Source organism: Micromonospora sp. CPCC 205561 (genome assembly GCF_036906775.1).
Lineage (GTDB): Bacteria > Actinomycetota > Actinomycetes > Mycobacteriales > Micromonosporaceae > Micromonospora.
Window position 1 is genome coordinate 133,071 of the sequence record NZ_JBAKHV010000003.1, and the last position, 23,703, is coordinate 156,773.

General features: G+C 70.0%; 19 protein-coding genes and 4 pseudogenes. 9 read left to right on the forward strand and 14 right to left on the reverse strand.

From position 1 onward, the window contains the following. Positions 1-190: 190 nt before the first annotated feature. Entirely contained in the window at positions 191-1,183 is a 993-nt protein-coding gene (locus V6V16_RS04040; RefSeq protein ID WP_334559556.1) for a GlxA family transcriptional regulator, read from the forward strand. Further along, the gene (locus V6V16_RS04045) at positions 1,176-1,976 is read left to right on the forward strand and encodes a DJ-1/PfpI family protein (protein WP_334559558.1); all 801 of its coding nucleotides are present in this window, start codon (positions 1,176-1,178) and stop codon (positions 1,974-1,976) included. Before V6V16_RS04040 ends, V6V16_RS04045 begins: the two co-directional genes overlap by 8 nt. Positions 1,977-2,063: 87 nt before the next feature. Here the strand turns inward: V6V16_RS04045 and V6V16_RS04050 are convergent, their stop codons facing one another. From V6V16_RS04050 to V6V16_RS04060, 3 genes are all read right to left on the reverse strand, one after another. Further along, positions 2,064-2,468 (reverse strand): hypothetical protein, encoded by a 405-nt coding sequence (locus tag V6V16_RS04050; RefSeq protein ID WP_334559559.1) that lies wholly within the window; start codon positions 2,466-2,468, stop codon positions 2,064-2,066. Positions 2,469-2,624: 156 nt separating this feature from the next. Continuing rightward, complete coding sequence (locus V6V16_RS04055; protein WP_334559560.1) at positions 2,625-3,341, reverse strand: glycosyltransferase family 2 protein; 717 nt, start codon at positions 3,339-3,341, stop codon at positions 2,625-2,627. 77 nt (positions 3,342-3,418) lie between these two features. Next, positions 3,419-4,150 carry a YdcF family protein gene (locus tag V6V16_RS04060; RefSeq protein ID WP_334559561.1) on the reverse strand — a complete coding sequence of 244 codons (732 nt, stop codon included), beginning with the start codon at positions 4,148-4,150 and terminating at the stop codon, positions 3,419-3,421. 315 nt (positions 4,151-4,465) lie between these two features. Between V6V16_RS04060 and V6V16_RS04065 the strand changes: the two genes are divergently transcribed. Beyond that, on the forward strand, positions 4,466-6,436 hold the full coding sequence (locus tag V6V16_RS04065; protein WP_442934024.1) for a cellulase family glycosylhydrolase: 1,971 nt from the start codon (positions 4,466-4,468) through the stop codon (positions 6,434-6,436). Between the two features lie 258 nt (positions 6,437-6,694). Here the strand turns inward: V6V16_RS04065 and V6V16_RS04070 are convergent, their stop codons facing one another. The 6 genes and pseudogenes from V6V16_RS04070 to V6V16_RS04095 all read right to left on the reverse strand — a co-directional run. After that, on the reverse strand, positions 6,695-7,579 hold the full coding sequence (locus tag V6V16_RS04070) for an aminoglycoside phosphotransferase family protein (RefSeq protein WP_334559564.1): 885 nt from the start codon (positions 7,577-7,579) through the stop codon (positions 6,695-6,697). Positions 7,580-7,731: 152 nt separating this feature from the next. After that, a pseudogene (locus tag V6V16_RS04075) lies at positions 7,732-7,914 on the reverse strand (ISL3 family transposase); the annotation flags it as partial. Between the two features lie 293 nt (positions 7,915-8,207). After that, positions 8,208-8,555 (reverse strand): transcriptional regulator, encoded by a 348-nt coding sequence (locus V6V16_RS04080; RefSeq protein ID WP_334559566.1) that lies wholly within the window; start codon positions 8,553-8,555, stop codon positions 8,208-8,210. After that, positions 8,552-9,244, reverse strand: coding sequence for a hypothetical protein (locus V6V16_RS04085; protein ID WP_334559567.1), 693 nt, complete (start codon positions 9,242-9,244; stop codon positions 8,552-8,554). Before V6V16_RS04085 ends, V6V16_RS04080 begins: the two co-directional genes overlap by 4 nt. A gap of 1,516 nt (positions 9,245-10,760) precedes the next feature. Then, complete coding sequence (locus tag V6V16_RS04090) at positions 10,761-10,991, reverse strand: DUF2188 domain-containing protein (protein ID WP_334559568.1); 231 nt, start codon at positions 10,989-10,991, stop codon at positions 10,761-10,763. A 238-nt stretch (positions 10,992-11,229) separates the two neighbouring features. Beyond that, positions 11,230-11,934 (reverse strand): annotated as a pseudogene (locus tag V6V16_RS04095) (helix-turn-helix domain-containing protein); the annotation flags it as partial. A gap of 214 nt (positions 11,935-12,148) precedes the next feature. Here V6V16_RS04095 and V6V16_RS04100 point away from each other — a divergent pair. From V6V16_RS04100 to qcrA, 6 genes are all read left to right on the forward strand, one after another. Beyond that, positions 12,149-12,832 carry a DUF4097 family beta strand repeat-containing protein gene (locus V6V16_RS04100; RefSeq protein WP_334559569.1) on the forward strand — a complete coding sequence of 228 codons (684 nt, stop codon included), beginning with the start codon at positions 12,149-12,151 and terminating at the stop codon, positions 12,830-12,832. A 46-nt stretch (positions 12,833-12,878) separates the two neighbouring features. Then, positions 12,879-14,108, forward strand: a complete 1,230-nt coding sequence (locus V6V16_RS04105; protein WP_334559570.1) for a serine hydrolase domain-containing protein — start codon at positions 12,879-12,881, stop codon at positions 14,106-14,108. Positions 14,109-15,512: 1,404 nt separating this feature from the next. Then, positions 15,513-16,439, forward strand: coding sequence for a mechanosensitive ion channel family protein (locus V6V16_RS04110; protein ID WP_334559571.1), 927 nt, complete (start codon positions 15,513-15,515; stop codon positions 16,437-16,439). A gap of 188 nt (positions 16,440-16,627) precedes the next feature. Beyond that, complete coding sequence (locus V6V16_RS04115) at positions 16,628-17,794, forward strand: DUF2254 domain-containing protein (RefSeq protein WP_334559651.1); 1,167 nt, start codon at positions 16,628-16,630, stop codon at positions 17,792-17,794. A gap of 512 nt (positions 17,795-18,306) precedes the next feature. Further along, positions 18,307-19,131 (forward strand): cytochrome bc1 complex diheme cytochrome c subunit, encoded by an 825-nt coding sequence (gene qcrC, locus V6V16_RS04120; RefSeq protein ID WP_334559573.1) that lies wholly within the window; start codon positions 18,307-18,309, stop codon positions 19,129-19,131. Continuing rightward, entirely contained in the window at positions 19,128-20,216 is a 1,089-nt protein-coding gene (qcrA, locus tag V6V16_RS04125) for a cytochrome bc1 complex Rieske iron-sulfur subunit (RefSeq protein ID WP_334559574.1), read from the forward strand. The genes qcrC and qcrA overlap by 4 nt, the downstream gene beginning before the upstream one ends. Before the next feature lie 505 nt (positions 20,217-20,721). On the opposite strand, the gene V6V16_RS04130 is transcribed toward qcrA, so the two are convergent. From V6V16_RS04130 to V6V16_RS04140, 5 genes and pseudogenes are all read right to left on the reverse strand, one after another. After that, positions 20,722-21,147, reverse strand: coding sequence for a hypothetical protein (locus tag V6V16_RS04130; RefSeq protein WP_334559575.1), 426 nt, complete (start codon positions 21,145-21,147; stop codon positions 20,722-20,724). A gap of 261 nt (positions 21,148-21,408) precedes the next feature. Further along, positions 21,409-21,602, reverse strand: a pseudogene (locus V6V16_RS27845) (choice-of-anchor M domain-containing protein); the annotation flags it as partial. A 1-nt stretch (position 21,603) separates the two neighbouring features. Next, positions 21,604-21,767 (reverse strand): annotated as a pseudogene (locus V6V16_RS27850) (choice-of-anchor M domain-containing protein); the annotation flags it as partial. Positions 21,768-22,046: 279 nt separating this feature from the next. After that, a complete protein-coding gene (locus V6V16_RS04135; protein WP_334559576.1) occupies positions 22,047-22,985 on the reverse strand; it encodes an anchored repeat-type ABC transporter permease subunit in 939 nt (312 codons plus the stop codon). Then, the gene (locus V6V16_RS04140) at positions 22,985-23,698 is read right to left on the reverse strand and encodes an anchored repeat-type ABC transporter ATP-binding subunit (protein ID WP_442934027.1); all 714 of its coding nucleotides are present in this window, start codon (positions 23,696-23,698) and stop codon (positions 22,985-22,987) included. Before V6V16_RS04140 ends, V6V16_RS04135 begins: the two co-directional genes overlap by 1 nt. Between the last annotated feature and the right edge of the window lie 5 nt (positions 23,699-23,703).

Sequence of the window (23,703 nt, forward strand, 5' to 3'; positions counted from 1 at the left end):
GCGCCGGGAGGACCGGAACCGGCCCACCGGCAGGAACCGGAGGCCGGTCGCGGCCTCCCGGCGGCGTCCCCCGGGCGTCGGGGTGGGGCGGGTGGTCGTCCGGCGGGCGGCTGTGGTTCCGGACGAGCATGGCCGGATCTGTGGGACGACCGTCGTTGCCGCGACCGGCGCCTCCTCCAATACTCGCTGCATGGGAGCTCCGCCTTCACGCGTCGACGGCACCCGGGACGTGCTCATCGCGGCGGGAGACGGCGCGGTGCTGCTGGACGTCGCCGGGCCGTTGCAGGTGTTCGCGCTCGCGGCCAGGTGCGGGGGCGACTACCGGGTCCGGCTGGCCTCGCCCGGCGGCCGGCCGGTGCACACCCGGGAAGGGGTACGCCTCGGCGTCGACACGGCCCTGGACGCGCTGACCGACCCGGTGCACATCCTGATGGTCGCCGGGTGCGACACCGCGCCGACCGGCACCGCGCTGGTGCCGCTCGCGCAGGCGGTACGCCGCGTGCGCGAGCGGTGCACGGTGCTGGCCTCGGTGTGCGTCGGCGCGTTCGTGCTGGCCGAGGCAGGCCTGCTCGACGGCCGCCGGGCGACCACCCACTGGGCCTCCTGCCGGGAACTGGCCGAGCGGTACCCGAGCGTCACCGTCGAGTCCGACGGCATGTACGTGCGCGACGGCGACGTGTACACCGCCGCCGGGGTCACCGCCGGTATCGACCTCGCCCTGGCCCTGGTGGAACGCGACCACGGCGGTGCGCTCGCCCGTCAGGTCGGCCAGTGGCTGGTGGTCTTCCTGCAACGGCCGGCCGGCCAGTCGCAGCTGTCGGTACGCGGCCGCGCCCGGTCGTCGCGCCACCCGGCGCTGCGGGCGGTGCTCGACGCGGTCGCCGAGCAGCCGCACGCGGACCACTCGCTGGAGGCGATGGCCGTCCGCGCCGCGGTGAGCCCGCGTCACCTGTCCCGTCTGTTCATCGAGGTGCTGCGCACGACGCCCGGCCAGTACGTCCAGCGGATCCGCGTCGAGGCCGCCCAGCAGCTCCTCGAAGCCGGCGACGACCCCGTCGAGGTCGTGGCCAAGCAGTGCGGCTTCCGCAGCCCCGAAACCATGCGGCAGGCCTTCCACCGGGTCCTGGGGATGGCCCCGACCGCATACCGCCACCAGTTCCAGAGAGGTGCGAACCATGCCTGACAATCCGAGCCGGCGGCAGCTGCTGACCATCGGAGCCGCACTCGCCGCGACCGGCCTGACCATGGGCGGCGCCGATCCGGCCGCGGCCCACCGCGGGTCACCGGCCGGCGACGAGGAGCCGCTCGACATCGCGTTCCTGGTCTTCGACGGGCTCGTCCCGCTCGACCTGGTGGGCCCGCAGAGCGTCCTCAGCGCCGCCCGGCGCGCGGGCGGACCACCGGCGCGGCTGCACTTCGTCGGCCCGGACCTGACGCCGATATCCGCCGGCGACAGCGGCATGCAGTGGGTGCCGACCGCCACCTACGACACGCTCCCCCGGCCGGACGTGCTCGTCGTGCCCGGCCCGGGACAGCCGAGCATCCTGATGCGGGACCCGCGCATCCTGGCCTACATCCGCGCCGCGCACGAGCACACCCGCATCACGTTCGGCATCTGCACCGGCGTGCTGCTGATGGCCGCCGCGGGCATCCTGCGTGGCCGCTCGGCGACCACCTACTGGGCGTTCGCCGACGAGCTGCCCCTGTCCGGCGCGCGCTTCAGGCGGCAGCGCTGGGTCGTCGACGGGCGCATCGTGACCAGCGCCGGCGTCAGCGCCGGCATGGACGCCGCGCTGGTGGTCGCCGCGCGGCTGTGGGGAGAGCGCACCGCCGGGCGCGGGCAGGCGTTCCTGGAGTACGACCCCCAGCCGCCGTTCGACTACGGCAAGGTCGAGAACCTGCCGGACGCGGACGAGAGCCACCTCTGGAGCCTGTTCCAGGCGGAGCGCGACCGGGTCCGCGACGTGCTCACCTGAGGACCGCTCCCGGCACGGCGGGCGGTGGCCGGCGCCCGGCAGGACCCGTCCCGCCTGTCCCCCGCCCGGCGCGGCACCGACCCGTCGCTAGCCGCCGGCGAGGAGAACCTCGACGGGGGCGACCGGAACGAGGTTCTCCGCCCTCGCGGCCAGTGCCGCGTCGACCGTCACGAGGGCGTCGGCCTGCAACCGGGTGACCGCCAGGTACTCGGCGTCGCGCAGGGTGTCCCAGTCCTGTTGCCGGGCGATGCGCCACGCCGTCGCGCGGGACACCCGGTCGCCGAGGAGCCTCATCTTGACTTCGGTGATCCGCTCGTGGGCCGCCAGCGCGGCGCGGTCCGTACGCCCGCCGAGACGCACGTCGCGCAACAGCAGTTGCAGCGCCTCCGACCGGACGGTGTTCGGCGCCACCAGCTGATGGCTGCCGTCGACGGCGAGCGCGTTGTCCACGAGATGCAGCAGGGTGGGCGCATCGATCACGTAGCGGGCCATCCCGGCAGGGTAGCCGGCGCGTCTCCGGCCACCCTGCCGGCGCACTCCGGCTCGGGCCGAACTCGGCGCGGCGTCCGCCGCCCGGCCCGGCTACCCCGTGAGCGGGTACGGGAGGAACGGGCCGCGGTTGCCGTCCGGGCACCACGCCGCGCCGGCTCAGCGGCCGGCGCACGGCGCGTCGGGCCCGGGCGTCTCGGCGGGCACCAGCAGCGGCCGGTACGTCCGCACGGAGTCGACGAGCACGCCGAAGTGCGAGGAGGCGTTCCCGTCGAGGTACCGGGTGGGCACCGTGACCTGCTCGATCGGGCAGCGGTGGCGGGCGGCGGCGACCAGGACGGCCATCTCGTAGTCGAAACGCTCGCCCGGGATCGTCAGCAGCCAGCGCACCAGCTCGTGCGGATAGGCCCGCAGACCGGTCTGGGTGTCGGACGCCGTTACACCGGTGGTCACCTTGAACAGGGTCCGCGTGACGGCGTTGCCGATCCGGCTGCGTAGCGGCACGTCACCGTCGAAGCGACGTACGCCGAGCACGATGGCCCTGGTGTCGCGCACCCGTTCGGCCAGCCGCAGGATGTCTGCCGCCCGGTGCTGGCCGTCGGCGTCGGCGCACACCACGTCCTTTCCCGGGTGGGCTCGCAACACGTACCGGCAACCCTCCTTGAGCGCGCTCCCCTTGCCGCGGTGACGGTCCATTCGCCGCACCGCGCAGCCGAGGTCGCCCACCCGCCGCAGCAGTCGCGCCGAGTTCGGGCCGCTGCCGTCGTCCACCACGACGACAGCCGTGTGTGGTGCCGCCGTCCGCAGCTCAGCCACGAGTTCGACGAGCCTCTCATCCGGCTGGTACACCGGCAGGAGCACGACGGCATCTGTCATGCCACCCTCCTCGTCAGAGCACGACGCGTGTCCACCGCGGACCCGGTTCCGGCACCCTTACCCCCGGCGGGCGATCCTCACTCTGTCCGCCCGCGCGCGCTCCCGGGCCGCCGCGGCGGTGCCGGCGGACGGCGTCGTCGGGGGGCGAGCGTCGCCACCAGCGCGACGAGCCGCCGCTCGCGGCGCAGCAGCGCGGCGGGGCTGCGTGCGCCCAGCAGGCCCAGCCAGGCCGCGGCGTGCAGCGCACGCGGTGACCAGGAGGAACCGACGGTGCCGGCGTCCGGCACCGGGATGTCGAGCATCGCGCCGGGGGGAAGCCGAAGCAGCCGCCCGGCGAGGAACCTGACGCGGGGCAGGTGCCAGGGGTGGGAGACCAGGCCCAGCGGCTGTCGCGGGCCGAACGGGACATCCGTGAGCAGCCCGTCCTCGACCGCGTAGAGCACGTTCTCCAGCGTGCTCGTCGACCGCGTCTCGGATCTCAGGTCCGCGTACCGGCCGAGACCGGCTGCCCGGGCGCGGCTCAGCATCAGGTCGCCCTCGCGGCAGCCCGGCGGCGGCATGTCCTCGCAGCGGTGTCGCCCCGGCCAGCCACCGCTGAAGACGACGCGAGGTCGGGGAGGCCGTGCGGCACCGCTGCGGTAGGTGGCGACGTGGGCGACCGCCGCGTCGACGCGGGCGGCGCTGGCTGGCGTCAGCGTCCACCGCCCGTCGACCCGGTGCACACCGCACCCGAACACCAGCAGCACCGGCGCGGTCGGGCGGTGGGCGGACGGAGCCGCCCGACGCCACTGACGATGAGTTGCCGACATCCTCCTGCCCATCCCGTGCAGGGGTGGCGTACCACTGACGGTCGACGCGTTGCGGTGCGGACCACTCGCCGCGCGGCCCACACCGGGCGAGGCTACTCCTCCCCCAGCGCGCGGCCCGGCCACCTCCGCCGGCGCCGTGCCGGCGGCCGGTCCCGGCACCCGTTTTGCGGGTACGGCCAGGTGGTGTGCGGCAGGGCCGACCCGACGGGGGTCTTCCCTCGCGAACGTCTCGGCCATACTGTATGGGAGCGCTTCCATTCGTTCTGCTGGATGCGTTGCGATACCGCCCACCACCGCCTGGAGGCGTCAGTGTCCATGAAACGAAGAGCTCTCGCCGCCGCCGCCGCTGCCGTGCTGGCCGGCGCTGTCGCGGCCGGCCCCGGCGTCGCCGCCCCGGCCGGAGCCGTCCCCACCGCCGCACCCGCCGCGGCCGCGGTTCCCGCCACCGACTGGCTGCACACCGAGGGCAACAAGATCGTCGACGAGGCCGGCAACGAGGTCTGGCTGACGGGAACCAACTGGTTCGGGTTCAACGCCTCGGAACGGGTCTTCCACGGCCTGTGGTCCGGCAACATCACCCAGATCACCAAGTCGATGGCCGACCGGGGCATCAACATCGTCCGGGTGCCCGTCTCCACCCAACTGCTGCTGGAGTGGAAGGCCGGAACGTTCGGCCCCGTCAACGTCAACACCTACGCCAACCCGGAGCTGGCCGGCAAGAACGGCCTACAGGTCTTCGACTACTGGCTTCAGCTCTGCGAGCAGTACGGCCTGAAGGTCATGCTGGACGTGCACAGCGCGGAGGCCGACAACTCCGGGCACATCCATCCCATGTGGTACAAGGGCACGATCACCACCGAGCACTTCTACCAGGCGTGGGAGTGGGTCACCGCGCGTTACCTCACCAACGACACCATCGTCGCGATGGACCTCAAGAACGAACCGCACGGCACGCCGAACCAGCCGCCGCGCGCTAAGTGGGACAACTCGACCGACCAGGACAACTGGAAGCACGTCGCGGAAACCGCCGCCCGACGGATCCTGGCCATCAACCCCAACCTGCTGATCCTGGTCGAGGGGATCGAGGTCTACCCCCGCGAGGGCGAGACCTGGAGCTCGCCGAACACCGACCCCGATCTCTCGCCGAACTACTACTACAACTGGTGGGGCGGCAACCTGCGCGGCGTACGCACCCTGCCCATCAACCTGGGTGCCCACCAGGACCAACTGGTGTACTCGCCGCACGACTACGGTCCGCTGGTCTTCGAGCAGCCCTGGTTCCAGAAGGAGTTCGACAAGACCTCACTGACCAACGACGTGTGGCGGCCCAACTGGCTCTTCATCCACGAGAACGGCACCGCGCCGTTGCTGATCGGCGAGTGGGGCGGCCGACTCGGCCAGGACGCCCGGCAGGACAAGTGGATGACGGCACTGCGTGACCTGATCGTCGAGCACGGGCTGCACCAGACGTTCTGGGTGCTCAACCCCAACTCGGGCGACACGGGCGGACTGCTGCTCGACGACTGGAAGACCTGGGACGAGCAGAAGTACGCCCTGCTCAAGCCTGCGCTGTGGCAGCACAACAACAAGTTCGTCGGGCTGGACCACGCGGTCCGGTTGGGCGGCGCGGCCAGCACCACCGGCATCAGCCTGGCCGAGCGCTACGCCAACGGTGGGGGCGGCGACACCGTCGCGCCGACCGCCCCGGGGCAGCCCACCGTCAGCGGCATCACCGCCACCGGCGCCTCGCTGGCCTGGGCTGCCGCGTCCGACAACGTCGGCGTCACCTCGTACGAGGTGCTCCGGGCGACCGGGACCGGCGCGGCGACCGTGGTGGGCACCGTCTCCGGCACCAGCTACACCGCCACCGGGCTGACCGCGAACACCAGCTACACCTTCAGCGTCCGGGCCCGGGACGCCGCCGGCAACATCTCGACCCCCTCGCCGGGACGTACCTTCACGACCCTCGAAGGTGGTGGCGGCGACGCCGGCTGCACGGCGACCTACCGGGTGACCACCTCCTGGTCGGGCGGCTACCAGGCCGAGGTGGCCGTGAAGAACACCGGCACCAGCGCGACCAGGAACTGGACGGTCACCTGGACCTCGCCGAGCGGCACCTCGATCGGCTCGCTCTGGAGCGGCCGGCACACCGTCTCCGGCTCGACGGTGACGGTGCGCAACGAGGCGTGGAACGGTGCCCTGTCCCCGAACGGGACGACCACCTTCGGCTTCACCGCCAACGGCCCCAACACCGTGCCCGGCGACATCTCCTGCGCCGCGTCCTGATCGCCCTCGACCGGCATCCGTGCCGGTGACGCGACCGGCCGGTCACCCACGCTACGGGTGACCGGCCGGAAGCGCGTGGCCGCGACCACGACACCCGTCGCCATCCGCCGACCTGGCCGGGGTGCCGCTTCCCGCCTCCTACCTTGAGCCTTCCTCGAAGCTGACCCCGCAGCTCAGGGTGGGTGCGGCGAGCCCGGGACCGATGAGGGAGAGGCGCCGGGTAGGACAGGGTCATGGTGCCCGTAGCGGCACCGCCGGTCAGTCGTGGCGGTGCCGCACGATGTGGTCGATGTGGCGGATCGTGTCCTCGCGGTCGTCCTCGCTGATCGAGTCCCACAGGTCCGCCAGCCAGTAGAGCGACCCCGACAGCATCCAGGCCCACCCCCGCACCCAGGTCGCCTCGTCGAAACCGAGCGCCTCCCGGTAGGCGGCCCGCGCGCGGGCGTCGAACAGGCTCCAACCCGGCCGCACCTCGACCGCCGGATCGCCGCGGCCGAGACCGCCGAAGTCGATCACCCCGCAGAGCCTGCCCCGGTCCACCAGCAGGTTGCCCTCCAGGAGATCACCGTGCAGCCATACCGGCGGTCCGGGCCACTCGTCCGCCGCCATCGCCTCGTCCCACGCCGCGGTCACCGCCCGCCCGTCGATCCGGTCGCCCAGCGCCGCGATCGACCGACGGGTCAGCTCGTCGCGCCGCACCAGAGGTACGCCGCGCTCAATGCCCTCCTTGACCGGCCCGTCCATCGGGTCGATCGCGATCATCGTGCGCACGAAGCCGGCGAGGTCGACGGCGAGGTCGACGAGATCCTGCCCGGCTTCCGGATTGCGCCCGTCCAACCACGGGACGACCGTCCACGGCCACGGATAGTCCCCGCCCGGCCGGCCAACCGCGATCGGCACCGGCACCGGCACCGGAAGATGCGGCGCCAGCCGTGGCAACCAGGCCGCGTCGGTCGCCACCTGGTCGACCGCCCACTGCGCCCGCGGCAGCCGCGCGGTCAGGCGATCACCCAGCCGGAACAGCGCGTTGTCGGTGCCGTTCAACGGCTGCGCGACGATCGGCAGGTCCGACCACTCGGGGAACTGCTCGTCGAGCAGAGCGCGTACCTGCTCGACACGCACGACGATCTCTCCAGGCCGCATCGCGCGACCGTAGAACCCGCTCGATCCTCCGTCAATCGAGTTCGGACCACGCCGAACCGTGCGCCGGACGACCGCTTGTACCGCGGCCTCGGCGTCGACGGCGAACCCGCCGGGTCGCCGTCGGCCTGCGTCCGGCCGGCGAACACCTCGGCTGCCCTGTGGTCGGGCAGCACGTCGATGCGCTCACGGATGACCGCGTCGATCAGGACGGTCGCGTATCGCTGACGTCGGCGAAGCGCGAAGTCGTCGACACCGAACACTCGGGGCACCCGCCGCTCGGGCAACGGCGGGCGCAGCAGCGCCCGCAGGGCGGTATGCCGGGACACGAGCACCGCCGAGGGAGGCGGACGTGCCTCCGCCAGCGCGGCGCTCGTGGTCGCGACCAGGAGATCATGCGGCGGGCGTACGCCGAACTCCTGCCGGCCGTCGACGAGCTGTCATCGGGCAGCGGGGTTCTCGGCCTCGGGCCGGTGGGCCGATCACCTGGCGGCCACGGCTGCGACGCTCGATGAGGCATGAGGTCGTGGCGCCTCCTGGTGTGACGCGGCACCGGCCGCCCGGCCGGTGCCGCTGGACGCACGGTCGTCGTGCTCGGGTGCGGGGACGGTTGTCCGCTCGACGGGTGCCGCTACTGCCCGTTCGTCGTCTCGACACGGGCGATGAGCTGCTTGAGTCGCGCGATCTCTTCGGCGAGCGCGGCGTTGCCGGTGGCGGTGAGGGTGATCCAGGTGCGGCCGCGCCGGCCCTCGTAGCCCTTCTCCACCTCGATCAGGTGGGCCGCCTCCAACACGCTGAGATGCTTGGAGAGGTTGCCGGCGGTCAGCTCCAGCTGGGTGCGCAGGTAGCCGAACTCGACCCGGCGCGCCTCGTGCGTGATGGTGAGAATTCCCAGCCGCACCCGCTGGTGCACCACCTCGTCCAGGCCGTTGGCCGGGTGCGCGGCGTCCGGGTCCTGCGTGCCGGTCACGGCCGTCACCGGTTGCGTCGTCGGGCGGCCCGGAAGCCTACCGCGCCCAGCAGCAGCACCACGCCGACAATGAGCTGCGGCACCAGGAACTGCGCCCGGATCCCCCACTTCGGCGGTCCGATGCCGACGTTCAGCGGCAGCGCCAGCAGCACCAGAGCGAGGTAGGCGAGGGTGAACAGCAGCAGCGCGACGTTGCGCTCCAGCCAGGCCAGCACCAGCAGCGTGACCCCGATCATGCCCCACGGCATGACCAGCCGGTCCAGCACGAACCACCAGTACGGGAGCGGCCCTTCCGGCACCGGGTGGCTGGAGAGGTAGATGCTCATGGCGAGCCAGGCGGCAGGGAACACCACGGTCGTCGCGGCACCGGTGATCGCGTACGGCAACACCCGGGTGCCCAACCCTCGCGCCCGGGCGGCCCGCACATAGCAGAAGGCGATGATCCCGTACGCCAGGAGCATCGCCGGTGGCCAGTAGTACAACATGCCCCGTCGTGCGAACTCGCAGCTGCCGTCGGGCTGGCAGTTCACCTTCATGCCGAACCAGTCGAACGGGATCCCCACGAGCGTCACCGCGGCCAGCACCAGCAGCGCCGCCCAGGTCAACCGTTGGTCGAGACGCACGCGATGGGCGAGGGCGCGTACGTCGGACAGCAGTCGACGGGGGTCGCCGCCGGCAGGTACCGATTCGGTAGTCATGCCAACAGGTTGCCACAGCAAACCCGTCGGCGCTAGTGCCGCAGCCACGGCATGCCCGGCGCTCGGGTGACGAGCCGGAAGGCGTGCATCCGCGAGACGCCGAAACGGTCGGCGGTCTGCGCCTGGTCGGATTGCCGGGGAAGCACATGGTCAAGGTCCTGCGTGCGAGCGCAGGGTGGAGGGCGACGCGCATCACCGGCGAACTGCGGAGCTTGCCCAACGCGTGGGGACGAGACCGGAGGGAGCGCATGCCATCGCGGGTGAGTGTCACCGATCCACGGCTCGTACGGGATGATTAGCCGGTTGAGTGGGCGGATTCGCTCGCCCTCCCCGCCGAGCTGGCGGCGCTCGTCACCCAGGTCCACGGCGTCGGGGCGTTGACGCGTTCGAGATCCCGGCGGACCACGGTGATTTCGTGCGTACCCACGTCGGCAGCCTGTGGAGCCTGAACAAGGATGGCTCCGGACGCGTATGGGCGGAAGGTGTACCGGTTCTCCAGGGGCTCACAGCCACCGCTGGCCTCTACGAGAAGGCCCTCGAGCGCCTGGCGGACCAGGATATCCCGAAGTGGGACGGCCCAGCGGCGGTCGCGGCGATGCGGGAGGCCGGTGTGTGGCTCGAGATCGGCGGGGTCGGATGGCGGCACCTCCACTTTCTCTGCGGTGACCGGTCCCGCACCGAATTCGGGCAGGTCTACGACGTCAACGACGGGGATCCCTCGACCGGACTGGTCCCCGACCGAGAAACTCGGCAACGTCACCCGCGTCCGCATAGTCGCGTGAGCCGGGGAATCCGGCCTGGTGTCACGACTCTGACCGGGCGACAAGGTCGGCGGTGAGGTTTGGCGGTGGCCTGTCCGCGTCGGGCTGGGACGGTCTGAGGTTCGCGCCAGCGGCTCGACTGCCTCTGATTCCCGAAGCGCGTGCCCACAAACTTGACGAGGGTCAGGCCCCTCACACGCAAACGTCATGCCTGCTGCTGCAAGCCGGCGGAAGCAGATCCAGTTGAATACACCTCAATGCCAAGTGCGGCAGTCCAGGCAGGTGGATCCTCCAGGCCGCAGCCGGTCGTTCGGCGGAGCACACGTACCCGACGCAACTCCAGATGTACGGGTTGTCGTTCACAGGAACTGGTCACAAAAACCGATACCCAACGCGAATGGCGCATTGTCGGGGCTATCCCGCTCGCCTGGAATCACTCCACCTTGATGGGTCCCGAGCTTCCGCCCGGTGCCCGTCTCGGCACGAGAGCGGCCGACCGAAGCCGAGGGATGACCGGCCGCCGGCCGGCAGGCGCCAGCGAAGTGGGACCGGCGAGCGCCCGCCGGGGCGGCGGACCAGGACCCAGGCGCGGGAAGGCGTGAGCCAGCAGGCCCGGTGCGCCGACCAAACTCCTCTGTAGGACGTCATCCCGTACCGCGCCGACCTGGGACACGGTTGCGCTACACGGACCGGCGCTGAGGGCGGGCGGGCTGATCCCTGCCAGGATCGAAGGGATCAGCCCGCGCGGAGAACTGTCAGCCCTCGATGTCTCGCGGATCACGGCTGCGTGGGTAGGTGTTCTTGTCGCCAATCGTGCCGTCCTGCTTCTTGATCACATGTTCGACGCCGCGGTCGGCCGCCATCTCACGCCCGCGGTTCTGCGCATCGGCCTTGGTGTCGTGGGTGCTGCTGGCCCGCTCGTTGCCCTCCGGGCGGTTCTTCCACTGCCCATCCTCGTGGTACGTGTCGATGTCACCCTTAGCCATGGTGAGCTCCTCCCTGCGCGTGTGCTGTCGGCCATCTAGTTGCCTGCGGCCTTACCGGGCAAACCCTGGGCCGGTCTTCGCGGCGCAGTGATCAGGTCGGCCTGTCGCCGGTGGAGGCGGTCGAGGCGGTCATCCGCGTGCTCGGCGCGCGTGCCGTCTTCCTGGGAACGTCGTCCCCGCTCTCGACACCCACCCCTGGCTCCGCCGCCGACGCGGCGGCCTCCCGATCCGTGGCGGGCCTGGTGTAGAGGACGTCGCGGACCTGTTCGGCGGCGCGCAGGATGCTCTCGCTGATGAAGTCGCTGAAGCGGGCGATGTTTTCGAGGCGGACGGCGGCCGGAGTGCCCTGGCCGAGAACGCCGACGCCCTGCCGTGCGGTCTCGGCGACCCGGGCGATGCCACGGGCGCTGGCGATCGTCGACTGGTACCAGACGTCGTCGTCGACGAAGTAGCGCTCGCGGCGGCGCTCGTCGCGCTCGCGGCGGATCAGGCCTTGCCCTTCGAGGAACGCCATCGCCTTGGAGACCGATGCCGGGCTGACCTGCAGGTGCCGGGCGAGTTCGGACGCGGTGAGGCTGCCGGCGTCGGCGATGAGCAGGCAGCACAACACCCTGGCCATCATCTTGGGCAGGCCCTGACCCATGAGCAGGGTGGTCAGTGTCTCCTCGTACTCCCGGACGGCCGTTCCGTCACGCCCGTACCCCTGTCGGGGTGGCTGCTGTCCGCGGGGCGGCGCGTGGGTGCGCCGGTGCGCGCGGCGTTCGGTGGCGCGGTGAGCGAGATCGGCGCGGTAACCGGCCGGGCCACCGTTGCGCAGCACCTCGCGCGTGATCGTCGAGGTGGGACGGTCCAGACGTCGGGCGATCTCCGCGTAGGCCAGGCCGTCAGCCAGCCCGGACGCGATCTGCTGACGGTCCTGCTGGGTGAGTCTGCCTCCCGGCACCGCAGTCTCCCTCCACGCTGTCGCTGAGTCGCCAGCGTAGCGTTCACGCCGCACTATTGCAACGATGCGCCATCGACCGTTGCGTTATCTCGAACACCGACGCAACGAAATAGCTGCCTCTAGCTGCTATCACGTGCAGTTGACGCAATGACTTCGTTGCCAACTTCTCGAACGCAACGTAGCGTTTCGGATATAAGAAACGAGTTACACGCTCATGAGGAGTCCGCAGTGCACGTTCGCGACCCCCGCCCCCATCTCCGCCGTCCTGGACGTCCCCGCCGGGCGCATCCAGATCATCGCCACCGACCGGACGGCCACCACCGTGGAGATCCGGCCCGCCGACGCCGGCAAGAGCCGGGACGCGAAAGCCGTCGAAGGCACCACCGTCGAGTACCGCGACGGCGTCCTGCGGGTCAGCGCCCCGGCGGCGAAGAACCAAATCCTCGGCCCGTCCGGCACCCTCGAAGCGACCCTCCAGGTGCCCGCCGGCTCCCGCATCGAGGTCAAGGCCGGCGGCGCCGAGGTCCGGGGCGTCGGACGCCTGGGCGAAGTCACCGTCGACGGCGCCTACGGCACCGTCAAGTTCGACGAAGCCGCAGGCGCGCGGATCACCGCACACGGCGGCGATGTCACCGTCGGCCGCCTCACCGGCCCGGCACAGATCAGCACCGGCACGGGCACCATCCACATCACCGACGCCACCACCGGCGCGCTCGTGCTACGCACCGCGATGGGCGACATCACCGTCGGCACCGCCGCGGGTGTCTCCGCCACCCTCGACGCCAGCACCGGGTATGGCCGGGTTCACAACGCCCTGCGCAACACCGAGGGCACCACGGCCGGCCTGACCATCCGGGCCACCACCGACCGCGGCGACATCACCGCCCGTGGCCGCTGAGCACCCGGTCACCGACCCTCGGAACCCGCGAACAAGGAGCTCGACCATGGAACACAGCAACGGCGGCTTCACCAGGACCGGCCAGAACCGGCTGCGGAGGCTGCTGGCACGGCACGTCGAGTCAGGACGCATCCCCGGCGTCGTGGCCCTGGTCAGCCGGGGCGGGGACACGTTCGTCGAGGCACTGGGCACCATGCGCCACGACGGCGGTCCACCGATGCGCCGCGACACGATCTTCCGGATGGCGTCGACCTCCAAGCCGGTCTCGATCGCGGCGGCAATGATCCTGCTCGACGAGTGCCGGCTGCGCCTGGACGACCCGATCCAGGAATGGCTACCCGAACTCGCCGACCGGCGGGTGCTCACCCAGGCCGACGGCCCGCTCGACGACACCGTGCCGGCCCGCCGGCCGATCACCGTGCGCGACGTCCTGACCTCGACGTTCGGCCTCGGCATGGACCTGACCGCGCTCGGTACCCCGATCATGAACGCGGTGTTCGAGCAGGGTCTCACGCCCAACCTCCCCACCCCGATGCCCGAGCCCGACGAGTGGCTGCGCCGCCTCGGCACACTGCCGCTGATGTACCAGCCGGGCGAGCACTGGCAGTACCACATCAGCAGCGACCTGATCGGCGTGCTCGTCGCCCGCGTGACCGGGCAGCCGTTCGAGACCTTCCTGCACGAGCGGGTCTTCGGGCCACTGGGCATGACGGACACCGGATTCCACGTGCCCGCCGAGAGCATCGACCGACTGCCCCCGCTGTACGCGCCCGACCCGCAGACCGGCGAGTTCCACGTCTGGGACCCGGCCGAGGGCGGCCGACACAGCGAACCGCCAGCGTTCGCGGGCGGCGGCGGTGGCCTCAACTCCACCGCCGACGACTACCACGCCTACTTCCGGATGCTGCTCAACCACGGCGTCCACAACGGCGAACGGTTCCTGTCCCGTGCCGCCGTCGAACTCATGACCACCAACCGTCTCACCCCCGCACAGCAGGCGCCCCGCGCCGCCCTGGCCCGCGACAACGTCCACATCTCCTTCGGCCAGGGCCAGCAAGGCGGCTGGGGCCTCGGCATGGGCGTGCGCACGTACCGCGGTGACTACACGCCCATCGGCCAGTTCGGCTGGGACGGCGGCAGCGGCACCTCCGCCTACGCCGACCCGACCTACGGAGTCACCGGCATCCTGCTCACCCAGGTCGGCATGTCCGTCCCCCACTCCGCACGCCTCATCCACGACTTCTGGACCACGGTGTACCAGGCGATCGAGGACTGACACGAAAGCACATCGAACAACGGGTACGGGCCGTCGCCCAAAGCATCGAGCGACGGCCGTACCCGGCTCTGGCCTCTCCGGTCGGATGCCGTCAGCGGGAACCCGCGCGAACAACCGGTCCGAGCTGTGGTGAACCCGGTCAGGCGCCTGAGAGGCTTGTGAGACGGAAGAGCAAGAAGGCCTCGACCACGGTTAGGCGCATACCCCTGAGACCGATCCCTGCCTCGGAAAGCTCCAGACCCCGGTCTGCCGATGTCGGTGACTGCCGTTGACCCGCCCGTCTTCGCCTACGCGGCCAGACTGCTCGCCTGGGCCGCGAGACCCAGGAGCGCCGCCCGTGGCGCCAGAACCAAGTCATGACGGTCCTGGCAGGTGAGCTTGATCATCACGTGTAGCAGAAAATCGTATACGGATTGTAGTAGTCGTGATAGCCCCAGTACGGGGTTGAACGCTGCGTCGCACACGCCGTTGTAAAATTGACAGACGAGTCGGTCATCGTCGGACCACTGGTACACCGCCATCCGTTGATGTTGTTGTACCGAATAACGGAGTGCTTGCCGAAGTGGCTCTGACAATAACTTTCGACACTCACCCCGCCTACGATGCCAGCATGTGCGGCAGGCGCGCCGACCGCTGAGGTCACGGCTGCGGTCGTCGTGATCACCGCGATGTGAAGCACTTTGCGAATCCTACCCAAAGAACTCACCCCCTCTTCCGCGAGCCGGAAAGGCTTGATCTTTAGAATTGCTCCAGTGAATCCTTGCACAAATTCAGATCGACGGGCAAGAGGCGCGAGTCGAAGCACGTCAAGTGATCGGGGTGGGGCAAGTGTCCAATTTCGGTCGCCAGCAGCGTCGCGCGGGAATTGCATCCCTCGCATCGTGGACCGCGTTGTCGACGTTTGCGGGGCCGCGTTGTGCGCCGGGACCAGCGACCCTCCTCGACCCGGTCGCAAAAATTGACGATGATCAAACAGAACAACGACTACTCAAGCCTGACTGATCTTCATCAGCGAGGCGGCCCGCTGATCATCGACCCGGAGGCCACGATCATGGTGTCCCACTCGGAGAAGTACGGCGCTGCGCCCCCGGACAGCGTTGGCCGCACCGCCGGGATCAACGCCTCCCGGCCGGGCGGAAGGTCCTGGTCAGCACCGACGGTGCCGGGACGAGCAAGGAGTACCTGGCGTTCCTGACCCGGCGCGGCGTGCAGTAGTCGATTGGGCGGACCCTACCCTGGTCGAGATCGGGCAGATCTACCCGGCGGTCACGAACGCGCAGGGCTGGAACCCCCTGCTCCGCACCGGGGGAATTTCCGAGATTCCACGGTCGGCGGCACCTATGGTGAATTCGACGCGACGGACACGCACCGGGCGGTTGCTGTCGAGGAAGATGAGCAAGCAGCATGGATCGGTTCCTGGAGGCTGTCTGGGATACGAGCAGCGTGAGTGGTCGCCTCGTGACCAGCGTGGTGCTGATCGTGCTGGCTGTCGTGCTCGCCGTCCTGGTCGGTCGCCTGGCCACTCTGCGGGTCAATGACACCACCAACCGCTACTACCTGCGCAAGGCTGCGCATTACCTGACCGTCGTGGCGTTGCTGTTCGCGCTGGCACTGCTGTGGCGGCCGTTCGCCGGCCGGGTCGGTGTGGTCTTCGGTCTGCTCGCCGCCGGTCTGGCGCTGGCCATGCAGGAGGTCATCGGCGCGTTCGCCGGGTGGGTCAGCATCCTGACCGGACGGCAGTTCCGCGTCGGTGACCGGATACAGATGTGCGGGGTACGCGGTGACGTCCTGGACATCACCCCACTGCGTACCCGCATCCTGGAAAGTGGCTCCTCCTCCGACCCGGAATCCTGGATCCGCGGCCGCCAGTACACCGGACGGGTGGTCTCCCTGTCGAACCGCTTCGTGTTCAGCGCGCCGGTCTACAACAGCAGCACCGTGCTGGACCATCTGTGGGAGGAACTGACTCTGCCCGTCCCCTACGAGGCTGACTGGCACCTGGCCGAGCGCATCCTGTGCGAGGAGGCGCAGAACACCTCCTCGACGGTCGAGGCGCGGCGCGCCATCGAGCAGATGCGCCACCGCTACCCGGTCGCCGAGGCGGAGGTCGATCCCCGCGTGTTCGTTCGCGCCACCCCGAACTGGGTCGAGCTGTCGGCCCGGTTCGTGGTGCCGGTGCGCGCCGCCCGACAGGTCAAGGACCAGGTCACCCGGCGGGTGCTGGACCGCTTCGCGGAGAGCGGCATACGGGTGGCGTCGGTGACGCAGGACATCACCGTCCACCCACCGCGGGCATCGGCCACTGCCGCCGTCCCGGATGCCCGTCCGTGACGGTCACGACCGCCGGGCGTACCAGCGACGGCCGGGCCTGGCAGTGACCTGCCTCGCCGGTGCGGTAGAACTGCCGGCGTCGCCGGACACCCCCCGGGGAATCCCGGGGTGCGCCACGATGAGCGGGTGACGTCGACGAACCGGGCACCGTGAGCCGGCCCCGAACCGTGTCCGCGCGGCTCGCCGAGGTGCGGGAGAGCTTCTGGCTCGTGCCGGCGGCCTTCGCGGTGGGCGCGGTGGCGGCGGCGGTCGGCCTGTCGATCCTGGAGCTGCAGGTGGCTCTTCCCTTCGAGGGGGTCCTGCCCAGCGGTCCAGCCGGTGCCCGGTCGCTGCTGTCGTCGATCATCACGGCGATGATCTCCTTCACCGCGTTGGTCTTCTCCATCACGGTAGTGGCCCTGCAGCTGGCCAGCAGCCAGTACTCCCCGCGGGTCCTGCGGACCTTCCTACAGGATCGGATCATCCAGGCGACGCTCGGTACGTTCGTGGCCACCTTCCTGTTCGCGATGGTGGTGCTCGCGGCGCTGCCGGCCCGGGACGGAGAGCGGTTCCCGGAACTGTCGCTTGCGGTGTCCATGTCGCTCGTCCTGGCCAGCAGCGGCACATTCATCTACTACCTGCACCACATCACCACCGTGATGCGGGTGTCGCACATCATCGCCTCTATTGGAAGGCAGACACGGCGGTCGATCGCCCGCCTCCCCCCGCCGGACGAGCCGGCGGGGGTGGTGCCCGGCGTAGTCACGCAGACCGTGCTCGCTCCGGAACCCGGGATGATCAGCAGCGTCGATGTCGCTCTGCTGGCCCGCCTGGCACGCGAGTACGACTGCGCCTTCGCCGTCGTTCCCACGCCGGGTGACTTCGTCGCCGCGGGAGCACCCCTGGTCCGCGTTCACCGGACAGATGGGGGTACGGCTCGTCTGGTGCCGACCGGTCGGATCGAGCAGGGCGTGACCATCGGCGTGGAGCGCACCCCGGGCCAGGACGTCGCTTTCGGCTTCCGGCAGTTGGCCGACATCGCCGAACGCGCGCTGTCGCCTGCGGTCAACGACGTCACCACCGCCATCCGGGCGGTGCAGGAGACACACGACCTCCTGCGTCGGCTGGCGACCCGCCCCGATCCGACCCTCGTGGTCCGCGACGACGACGGTACGGTGCGCGTCCGCGTCGACGGCGTCCCGTACGACACCCTCCTGGCGATGATCGTCGACGACATTCGACTCGTCGCCAGCCAGCAGCCGCGCGTCGCACGGCTGCTGGACGCTGTCCTGCGTGACATCGCGACCGTCGCGCTTCCCGTTCACCAGACCGCGATCGGGCGTCGACTACCGCCGCCGACCGCCGACCGCCACTGACGACCTCGTTCGGGCGGCGCCGGGCAGCCGGCGTTCTCCCCGCTTCTCCGCCCGGTCGCGGTGACGGCCGCCATGCGAGGCAGCCTGGACGCGTCGACCGAGCCGTGCTTCACTCCGCCGAGCAGGCTGGCGGCCAAGATCTGAAACCAGACGACTGGTGTGAGGTTCACCAGCCGGCACCGGGGGCAGCCCTGCTCCTGCCACATCGGCACCACCAGCACCACTTTGGCTACCGGCCGGGGTCGACGACGTCGGCGAGGCTACTGCCGTCGCCAGGGGTTCTCTAGCACCATCGCAGTCCCGTACCCGCGCTGTCCGCCCGCCTGGCACGCAGAGGTAGGCCGAGCGAGCGCTCCCGTCGGTGCACCGCAGAAGGTAACGGTGCCCGCGCGTCAGGGGCTACCGAGGACGGGTAGCGGCGAAACGACCACACAACCGATGCGAATGCCGCATATTGGCATGAAGATCGTGGAGTAGTCGCCCATCTGCGCGCCAGTCAGACAGAGGACGCCATGTGCAAGTCACGCCGCGAGTTCACTCGATCGGGGGGATCGTCCCGCCCCAGCCGAACCCGACGACAGGCGGCCGGCGTCGTACGGATGATTATCGCTTTGATCCTGGCCGGTGGCGCCTACACCCTGTTCACTCCGGCCGCCCAGGCTCAGGAGGAGCCACGGTTGAGTGCCGCCGCCGCCGAGGGCGAGGCGTTGTTCGAGGTCGGCTGCATCACCTGCCACGGCCGCAGCGCCGGGGGCGTCGAGGGGCGCGGCCCTAGCTTGATCAACGTTGGTGGCGCGTCGGTGGAGTTCCAGGTCGGCACGGGCCGGATGCCCCTGGCCCGTCAGGAGGCCCAGGCGCAGCGCAAGCCCCAGCTGTACACCGACGAGCAGGTACGTCAACTCGCCGCGTACATCGACTCCCTCGGCGTGGGTCCCGTGGTGCCGGACAACGTGAAGGCCATGGTTGACGACGCCAACCTCGCCCGTGGCGGCGAGTTGTTCCGCGTCAACTGCTCGCAGTGCCACGCCTTCGGCGGCGGCGGCGGGGCGCTGTCCTCCGGCAAGTACGCCCCGAGCCTCTACCCCGCCAGCGACCGGATCATCTACGCCGCCATGCTCAGCGGTCCGCAGAACATGCCCGTCTTCGGCGACAGCACTCTGACGCCGGAGCAGAAGGCCGATGTCATCGCCTACATCCAGCAGGTCATCCAGAGCGACCACGACCCCGGCGGATTCAACCTCGGCCGCTACGGACCGTCCACCGAGGGGTTGGCGGTCTTCCTGGTCGGCATCGTCGCGCTGGTGTTCGCCAGCCTGTGGATCGCGGGCAAGTCGTGACCGAACACACCGCCCAACAGAGCCGCGAACCGGTCGACGTCACCGATCGGCCGCTGTCCCGGTTCGAGGTGGTGCGCGAGGGCGCCCGCCGCGACGACATCGAGATCGTGCACTACGAACCTCAGGTCCTCGCCGGCTCCAAGGCCGAACGGCGGCTGGTCCGTACCACCGCGTTGCTCTTCCTCGTCGCAGGACTCGCCAGTGTCGCGTTCCTTGCCGTGTTCGTCTGGTGGCCCTGGCGCTACCGGCTCCTCGGCGAGATCGAGGAGTACTACACCCCCCTGCTCGGAACGACCATGGGCACCGCCCTGCTGGGGATCGGGTTCGGCATCCTCATGTGGGGCAAGAGGCTGCTGCCCAAGGAGGTGTCGATCCAGGACCGCCACGAAGGTGCCGTCTCCCCCGACGACCGGCTCATCACCGGCCAGACCGTGCTGCACATGGTCGACGAACTCGGCGTGCGGCGGCGTCCCCTGCTGGGTGTGTCCCTGCTCGCGAGCCTCGTTCCCGTCGGTGCGGTCGCAGCCGCGCCCCTGGTCGGCGGTCTCATCTCCGACCCGCACGAGGACAACCAACTGTTCCGTACCGGCTTCGGCCCCGCCGACGACCAGGGCTCCGTCACCCGTGTGCGTCTAATCCGTGAGGACGGCCGTCCGGTACGTCCCTCCGACCTGCTCCCCGGAGGGCAGGTGACCGTCTTCCCCGGAATCCCGCACGGCGTCAGCAACCAGCACACCGACTCCGTCACCCTGCTCATCCACCTACGAGCCCAAGACGCCCTGCGGGCACGCGAGAACAATGTAAAGGCCGGCAAACAGGACTGGATGTGGGGCAACTACATCGCCTACTCCAAAATCTGCACCCACGCCGGCTGCCCCGCCAGCCTCTACGAACAGCAGACCAACCGACTGCTCTGCCCCTGCCACCAGTCGCAGTTCCTCATCACCGACAACGCCAGACCCATCTTCGGCCCCGCCAGCCGGCCCCTCCCCCAACTCCCCATCGAGGTCGACGACGAGGGCTTCTTCGTCGCCTCCTCGGACTACCAGGAGCCCATCGGGCCCGATTTCTGGGAACGCCCCTGACCGCAGATGCATCACGCAGCGGAAGCCGGAGGCCACCGCCGCCGAGCTTCACGGCGGTCCGCTCGACAGAACCCGTCGACTGGAGTTGACCCGGCTCGACGCGGAGGCGACGAGTGCGAGCTGAACCATAGTTACGGTGCCGGCTGGCTGCTGGAGTTCGCCGATCCCGAAGCGACGCACCACCTGAGGCCGGCGACAGTCCGTGCTCTGGCTCGTCCGCAATCACCAGCCGTCTCCGGTCGCCTCGCCGGCTACCGGCCCGGGAGGTCGTTAGCAGGCCGAAGCCGGGCCGGCGCGGCCCGCTTGCGGGCCGCCTTGATCCAGAATACGAACAACTCGGCAGATGATCCGGCTAGCCACCTGCAATTTGACCAGCATCAAGAAGCGCTACTTACCGCCAACTTGACCGATCTTGCTCCCCGGCATACCAAGAGGGCCGATCCGATTTCCGGATGAGTCCTCCGACTTGTCAGTGAGGGCCGCTCCGTAGCCGTCCATGACTGGATCAAGTAGCTTGGACAGGCTTGATGTGCAGGTTCAGCAGCATGTCCTCGAAGGCCTGGGGTCCGAATCGCGCCGCCACTATGTGCACCGGTGAACACGCCATGTCCAGTGTCACATCGCCGATGGGGCGTCTCTCGACGCCGGTCACCACCAGAGTCGTTTCCCGCACGGTAACGTCTTCGATCGTGACGTCGTAGCCCAGAACGGCGCGGGTCCCTATCGAAAGCATGATGACGGTCTCGTGAGTTAGATCTACCAGCGGCGGCGGCGGGACGGGCTGCCTTCCGGCATTGATCGATGACCAGTGCTGCGCCCATGATCCTGATCGGCGAATCAGAAAAAGGCCATAACTCGATGCGGCGCCAACTGTGGCCTGCCCGTGGTACAGGGTGCGGAAGTTCGCGGTGCGTCTGGACGATCTGCTCACCCGCTGACCCTACCGGCGCTGACCCACGGGACAGCGCCCCATCTTCTGGCGCAGCCGCACGAATTTCGCCTGCGTTCCTCGGACTTCGGCCGGACCCACAGGCCGGGAGCACACGGAGGCCTTTTCATCGTGATCGGCCTGGTCACGGTGGGTGCAGGGAGACACCTGCCGACGCAGGAGGAAGCTTCCGGCAAAAAAGCAATCGACCAAGATCGGTGCCTCAACCGGGAGCCTCGCTGTGCTGTCTTACCCGTCCGCAGTCGCGCTGTTGGCACGCGCAAGGACGACGTCGGCGCGGTTGCGCTCCACGACGGGCTGACGGTGTCGTCGAGCAGGTTGACGCTCAGCGCGCCGCCAGCGTAGTCGACGTCGATGACGTCGACGTGGCCGCTGGACAGCACGATCGGCACTGCGGCGGCGGGGATGGCGGTGCCGGCGAGCAGGGCGGCGGTCAGGACTGGCGTGCAGGTGGTCGCCGGCGGCCAGGGCGACGGGAGTCGGGCGGGCCGTCGCCGCTGTCGGCGAGGACGTGGGCTGTCCGACGGCGTTCCCGGTGTAGATGGCGAGCTGTCCGGGCCCGCTGACTGATTGCACGTTGAGTTGATTGCGTCGGCGGTGAAGCGTCGGCGGCCGCAACGTCAGCGCCGGACGCGTGGCTGGGGCGGGCTGGCGCCTTGTCCGACAGCACTGGCGAGTAGGTGTCTCGACGACACATCTGGACGCTGCGGCATCCGGGTCGGCGCCCCGCACCGACGTGGCGGCCTCGTCGACCGAGACCGCCACGCCTCCCCCTGATCCGCCCACCGGAGGTACCACGTTCCTCGGCGGATCATAAAAATGATAACCGGGTTCATCTTATTGCGGTGACCGACCCGCCATCCGCGACTTGCGGCGTCGCCCTATCGCACCGACGGTGACGGGTCCTGCGGGTGCGCCAGGTCGGACAGCGGCGCGGGTCGGGTGACGTCAGCGGGTTCCCGTCCACTCGGACGTCGCCACCGTCTGGTCAACAGGCCGTGCCGTGGGGCGAGCAGCCAGGCGGTGAGGAAGACGGCGGTGGCGACCAGGACGATGGTGCCGCCGACCGGAGTGTCGTAGCTCCAGGACAGGTACAGCCCGACGGTCGCTGACGCGCCGCCGACCACCGGGGCGAGCAGCATCATCACGCCGAGCCGGTCGGTGAGTAGGCGGGCGGCGGCGGCGGGGGTGATCAGCAGGGCGAGGACGAGGATGTTGCCGATGGTCTGCAGGGAGATCACCACGGCCAGGGTGACCAGGACGTAGAGCACGATGTCGAGCCAGAACACCGGGAGCCCCACGGAACGGGACATCTCCCGGTCCAGGCAGACCGCGACGAATTCCTTGTGCAGGGCGAGCACCAGGCCGAGGATGACCAGGCCGGTGCCTCCGACGAGGTAGAGGTCCCGGTCGGGGATGCCGGTGATCGAGCCGAACAGGAACTGTTGCAGTGACCCGGCGTATCCGGGGGCCCGCGAGATGATCACGATGCCGAGGGCAAACGCGCCGACCAGGAAGACGCCGATGATCGAGTCCTCCTTGACCCGCCGGTTCTGCGCGAAGATCGCGATCAGCAGTGCGGTGGCGACGCCGGCGACGGCGCCGCCGAGGACCAGGCTGCCCTGGAGGACGAAGGCGACCGCGATGCCCGGAAAGACCGCGTGGGCCACGGCGTCGCCGATGAACGCCATGCCCCGCAGGACGACGTAGCAGCCGACGACGCCGCAGACGATGCTGGACATCACCGCGATCGCGAGCGCCTTGGGAAGGAACGCGAGGTCGGGGTTGAGCAGGTCGGTGAGGAAATCGGTGATCGACATCAGGCCGTCCTCACGAGTTTCAGCAGCGGGGAGGTTTCGCTCACGCCGAAGGTCTTCCTCCACAGCTCGGCGTCCTGCAGGTCCGCCGGGTGTCCGTCGGCGATGATCCGACCGTTGAGCAGGGCCAGGCGGGTGCAGGTGTCCACCGCGGCGACGAGGTCGTGGGTGGTCATCAGCACCGCGTGCTGCTCGCGGGCCAGGCTGGTGAACAACTGGCCCAGCAGTTCCTGGGTGGGCATGTCCAGTCCGGTGAACGGCTCGTCGAGCAGCAGGATGCGCGGCGCGAGAGCGAGGGCCCGCGCGACCAGGACACGTTGACGCTGCCCACCGGAGAGCTCGCCGACTGGCCGGCGCCGCAGCTCGGTGAGCTGCACCCGGTCCAGTGCGTCGCCGACGGCCCGCCAGTCGGTCACGCCGGGGCGGCGGAGCAGGCCCAGGCGGCCGGTCCGGCCACTCATCACGGCTTGCTCGACAGAGATGGGGAAGTCCCAGGTGAACTCGTGGCGCTGGGGGACGTAGCCGATTTCGGACCGGCCGGGACGCGAGGGCTTGCCCTGCACCAGCACCCGGCCGGCGCGGGTGCGGGTCAGTGCCAGGATGGCGCGCAGCAGGGTGGTCTTCCCGGCGCCGTTGGGTCCGAGCAGCCCGACCAGCTCACCCCGGTCCAGGTGCAGGCGGATGTCCCGCAGGACCGGCCGGCCGCCGAGGTCCACGTCCA

Excerpts from the sequence above, each read along its gene's own strand:
- V6V16_RS04105 (WP_334559570.1), top strand. The coding sequence starts at position 12,879 with ATGGAACACAGCAACGGCGGCTTCACCAGGACCGGCCAGAACCGGCTG.
- V6V16_RS04090 (WP_334559568.1), bottom strand. The coding sequence starts at position 10,991 with ATGGCTAAGGGTGACATCGACACGTACCACGAGGATGGGCAGTGGAAG.
- V6V16_RS04070 (WP_334559564.1), bottom strand. The coding sequence starts at position 7,579 with ATGCGGCCTGGAGAGATCGTCGTGCGTGTCGAGCAGGTACGCGCTCTG.
- V6V16_RS04065 (WP_442934024.1), top strand. The coding sequence starts at position 4,466 with ATGAAACGAAGAGCTCTCGCCGCCGCCGCCGCTGCCGTGCTGGCCGGC.
- V6V16_RS04040 (WP_334559556.1), top strand. The coding sequence starts at position 191 with ATGGGAGCTCCGCCTTCACGCGTCGACGGCACCCGGGACGTGCTCATC.
- qcrC (WP_334559573.1), top strand. The coding sequence starts at position 18,307 with ATGTGCAAGTCACGCCGCGAGTTCACTCGATCGGGGGGATCGTCCCGC.
- V6V16_RS04060 (WP_334559561.1), bottom strand. The coding sequence starts at position 4,150 with ATGTCGGCAACTCATCGTCAGTGGCGTCGGGCGGCTCCGTCCGCCCAC.
- V6V16_RS04135 (WP_334559576.1), bottom strand. The coding sequence starts at position 22,985 with ATGTCGATCACCGATTTCCTCACCGACCTGCTCAACCCCGACCTCGCG.
- V6V16_RS04045 (WP_334559558.1), top strand. The coding sequence starts at position 1,176 with ATGCCTGACAATCCGAGCCGGCGGCAGCTGCTGACCATCGGAGCCGCA.
- V6V16_RS04055 (WP_334559560.1), bottom strand. The coding sequence starts at position 3,341 with ATGACAGATGCCGTCGTGCTCCTGCCGGTGTACCAGCCGGATGAGAGG.
- V6V16_RS04100 (WP_334559569.1), top strand. The coding sequence starts at position 12,149 with ATGAGGAGTCCGCAGTGCACGTTCGCGACCCCCGCCCCCATCTCCGCC.
- V6V16_RS04050 (WP_334559559.1), bottom strand. The coding sequence starts at position 2,468 with ATGGCCCGCTACGTGATCGATGCGCCCACCCTGCTGCATCTCGTGGAC.
- V6V16_RS04085 (WP_334559567.1), bottom strand. The coding sequence starts at position 9,244 with ATGACTACCGAATCGGTACCTGCCGGCGGCGACCCCCGTCGACTGCTG.
- V6V16_RS04110 (WP_334559571.1), top strand. The coding sequence starts at position 15,513 with ATGGATCGGTTCCTGGAGGCTGTCTGGGATACGAGCAGCGTGAGTGGT.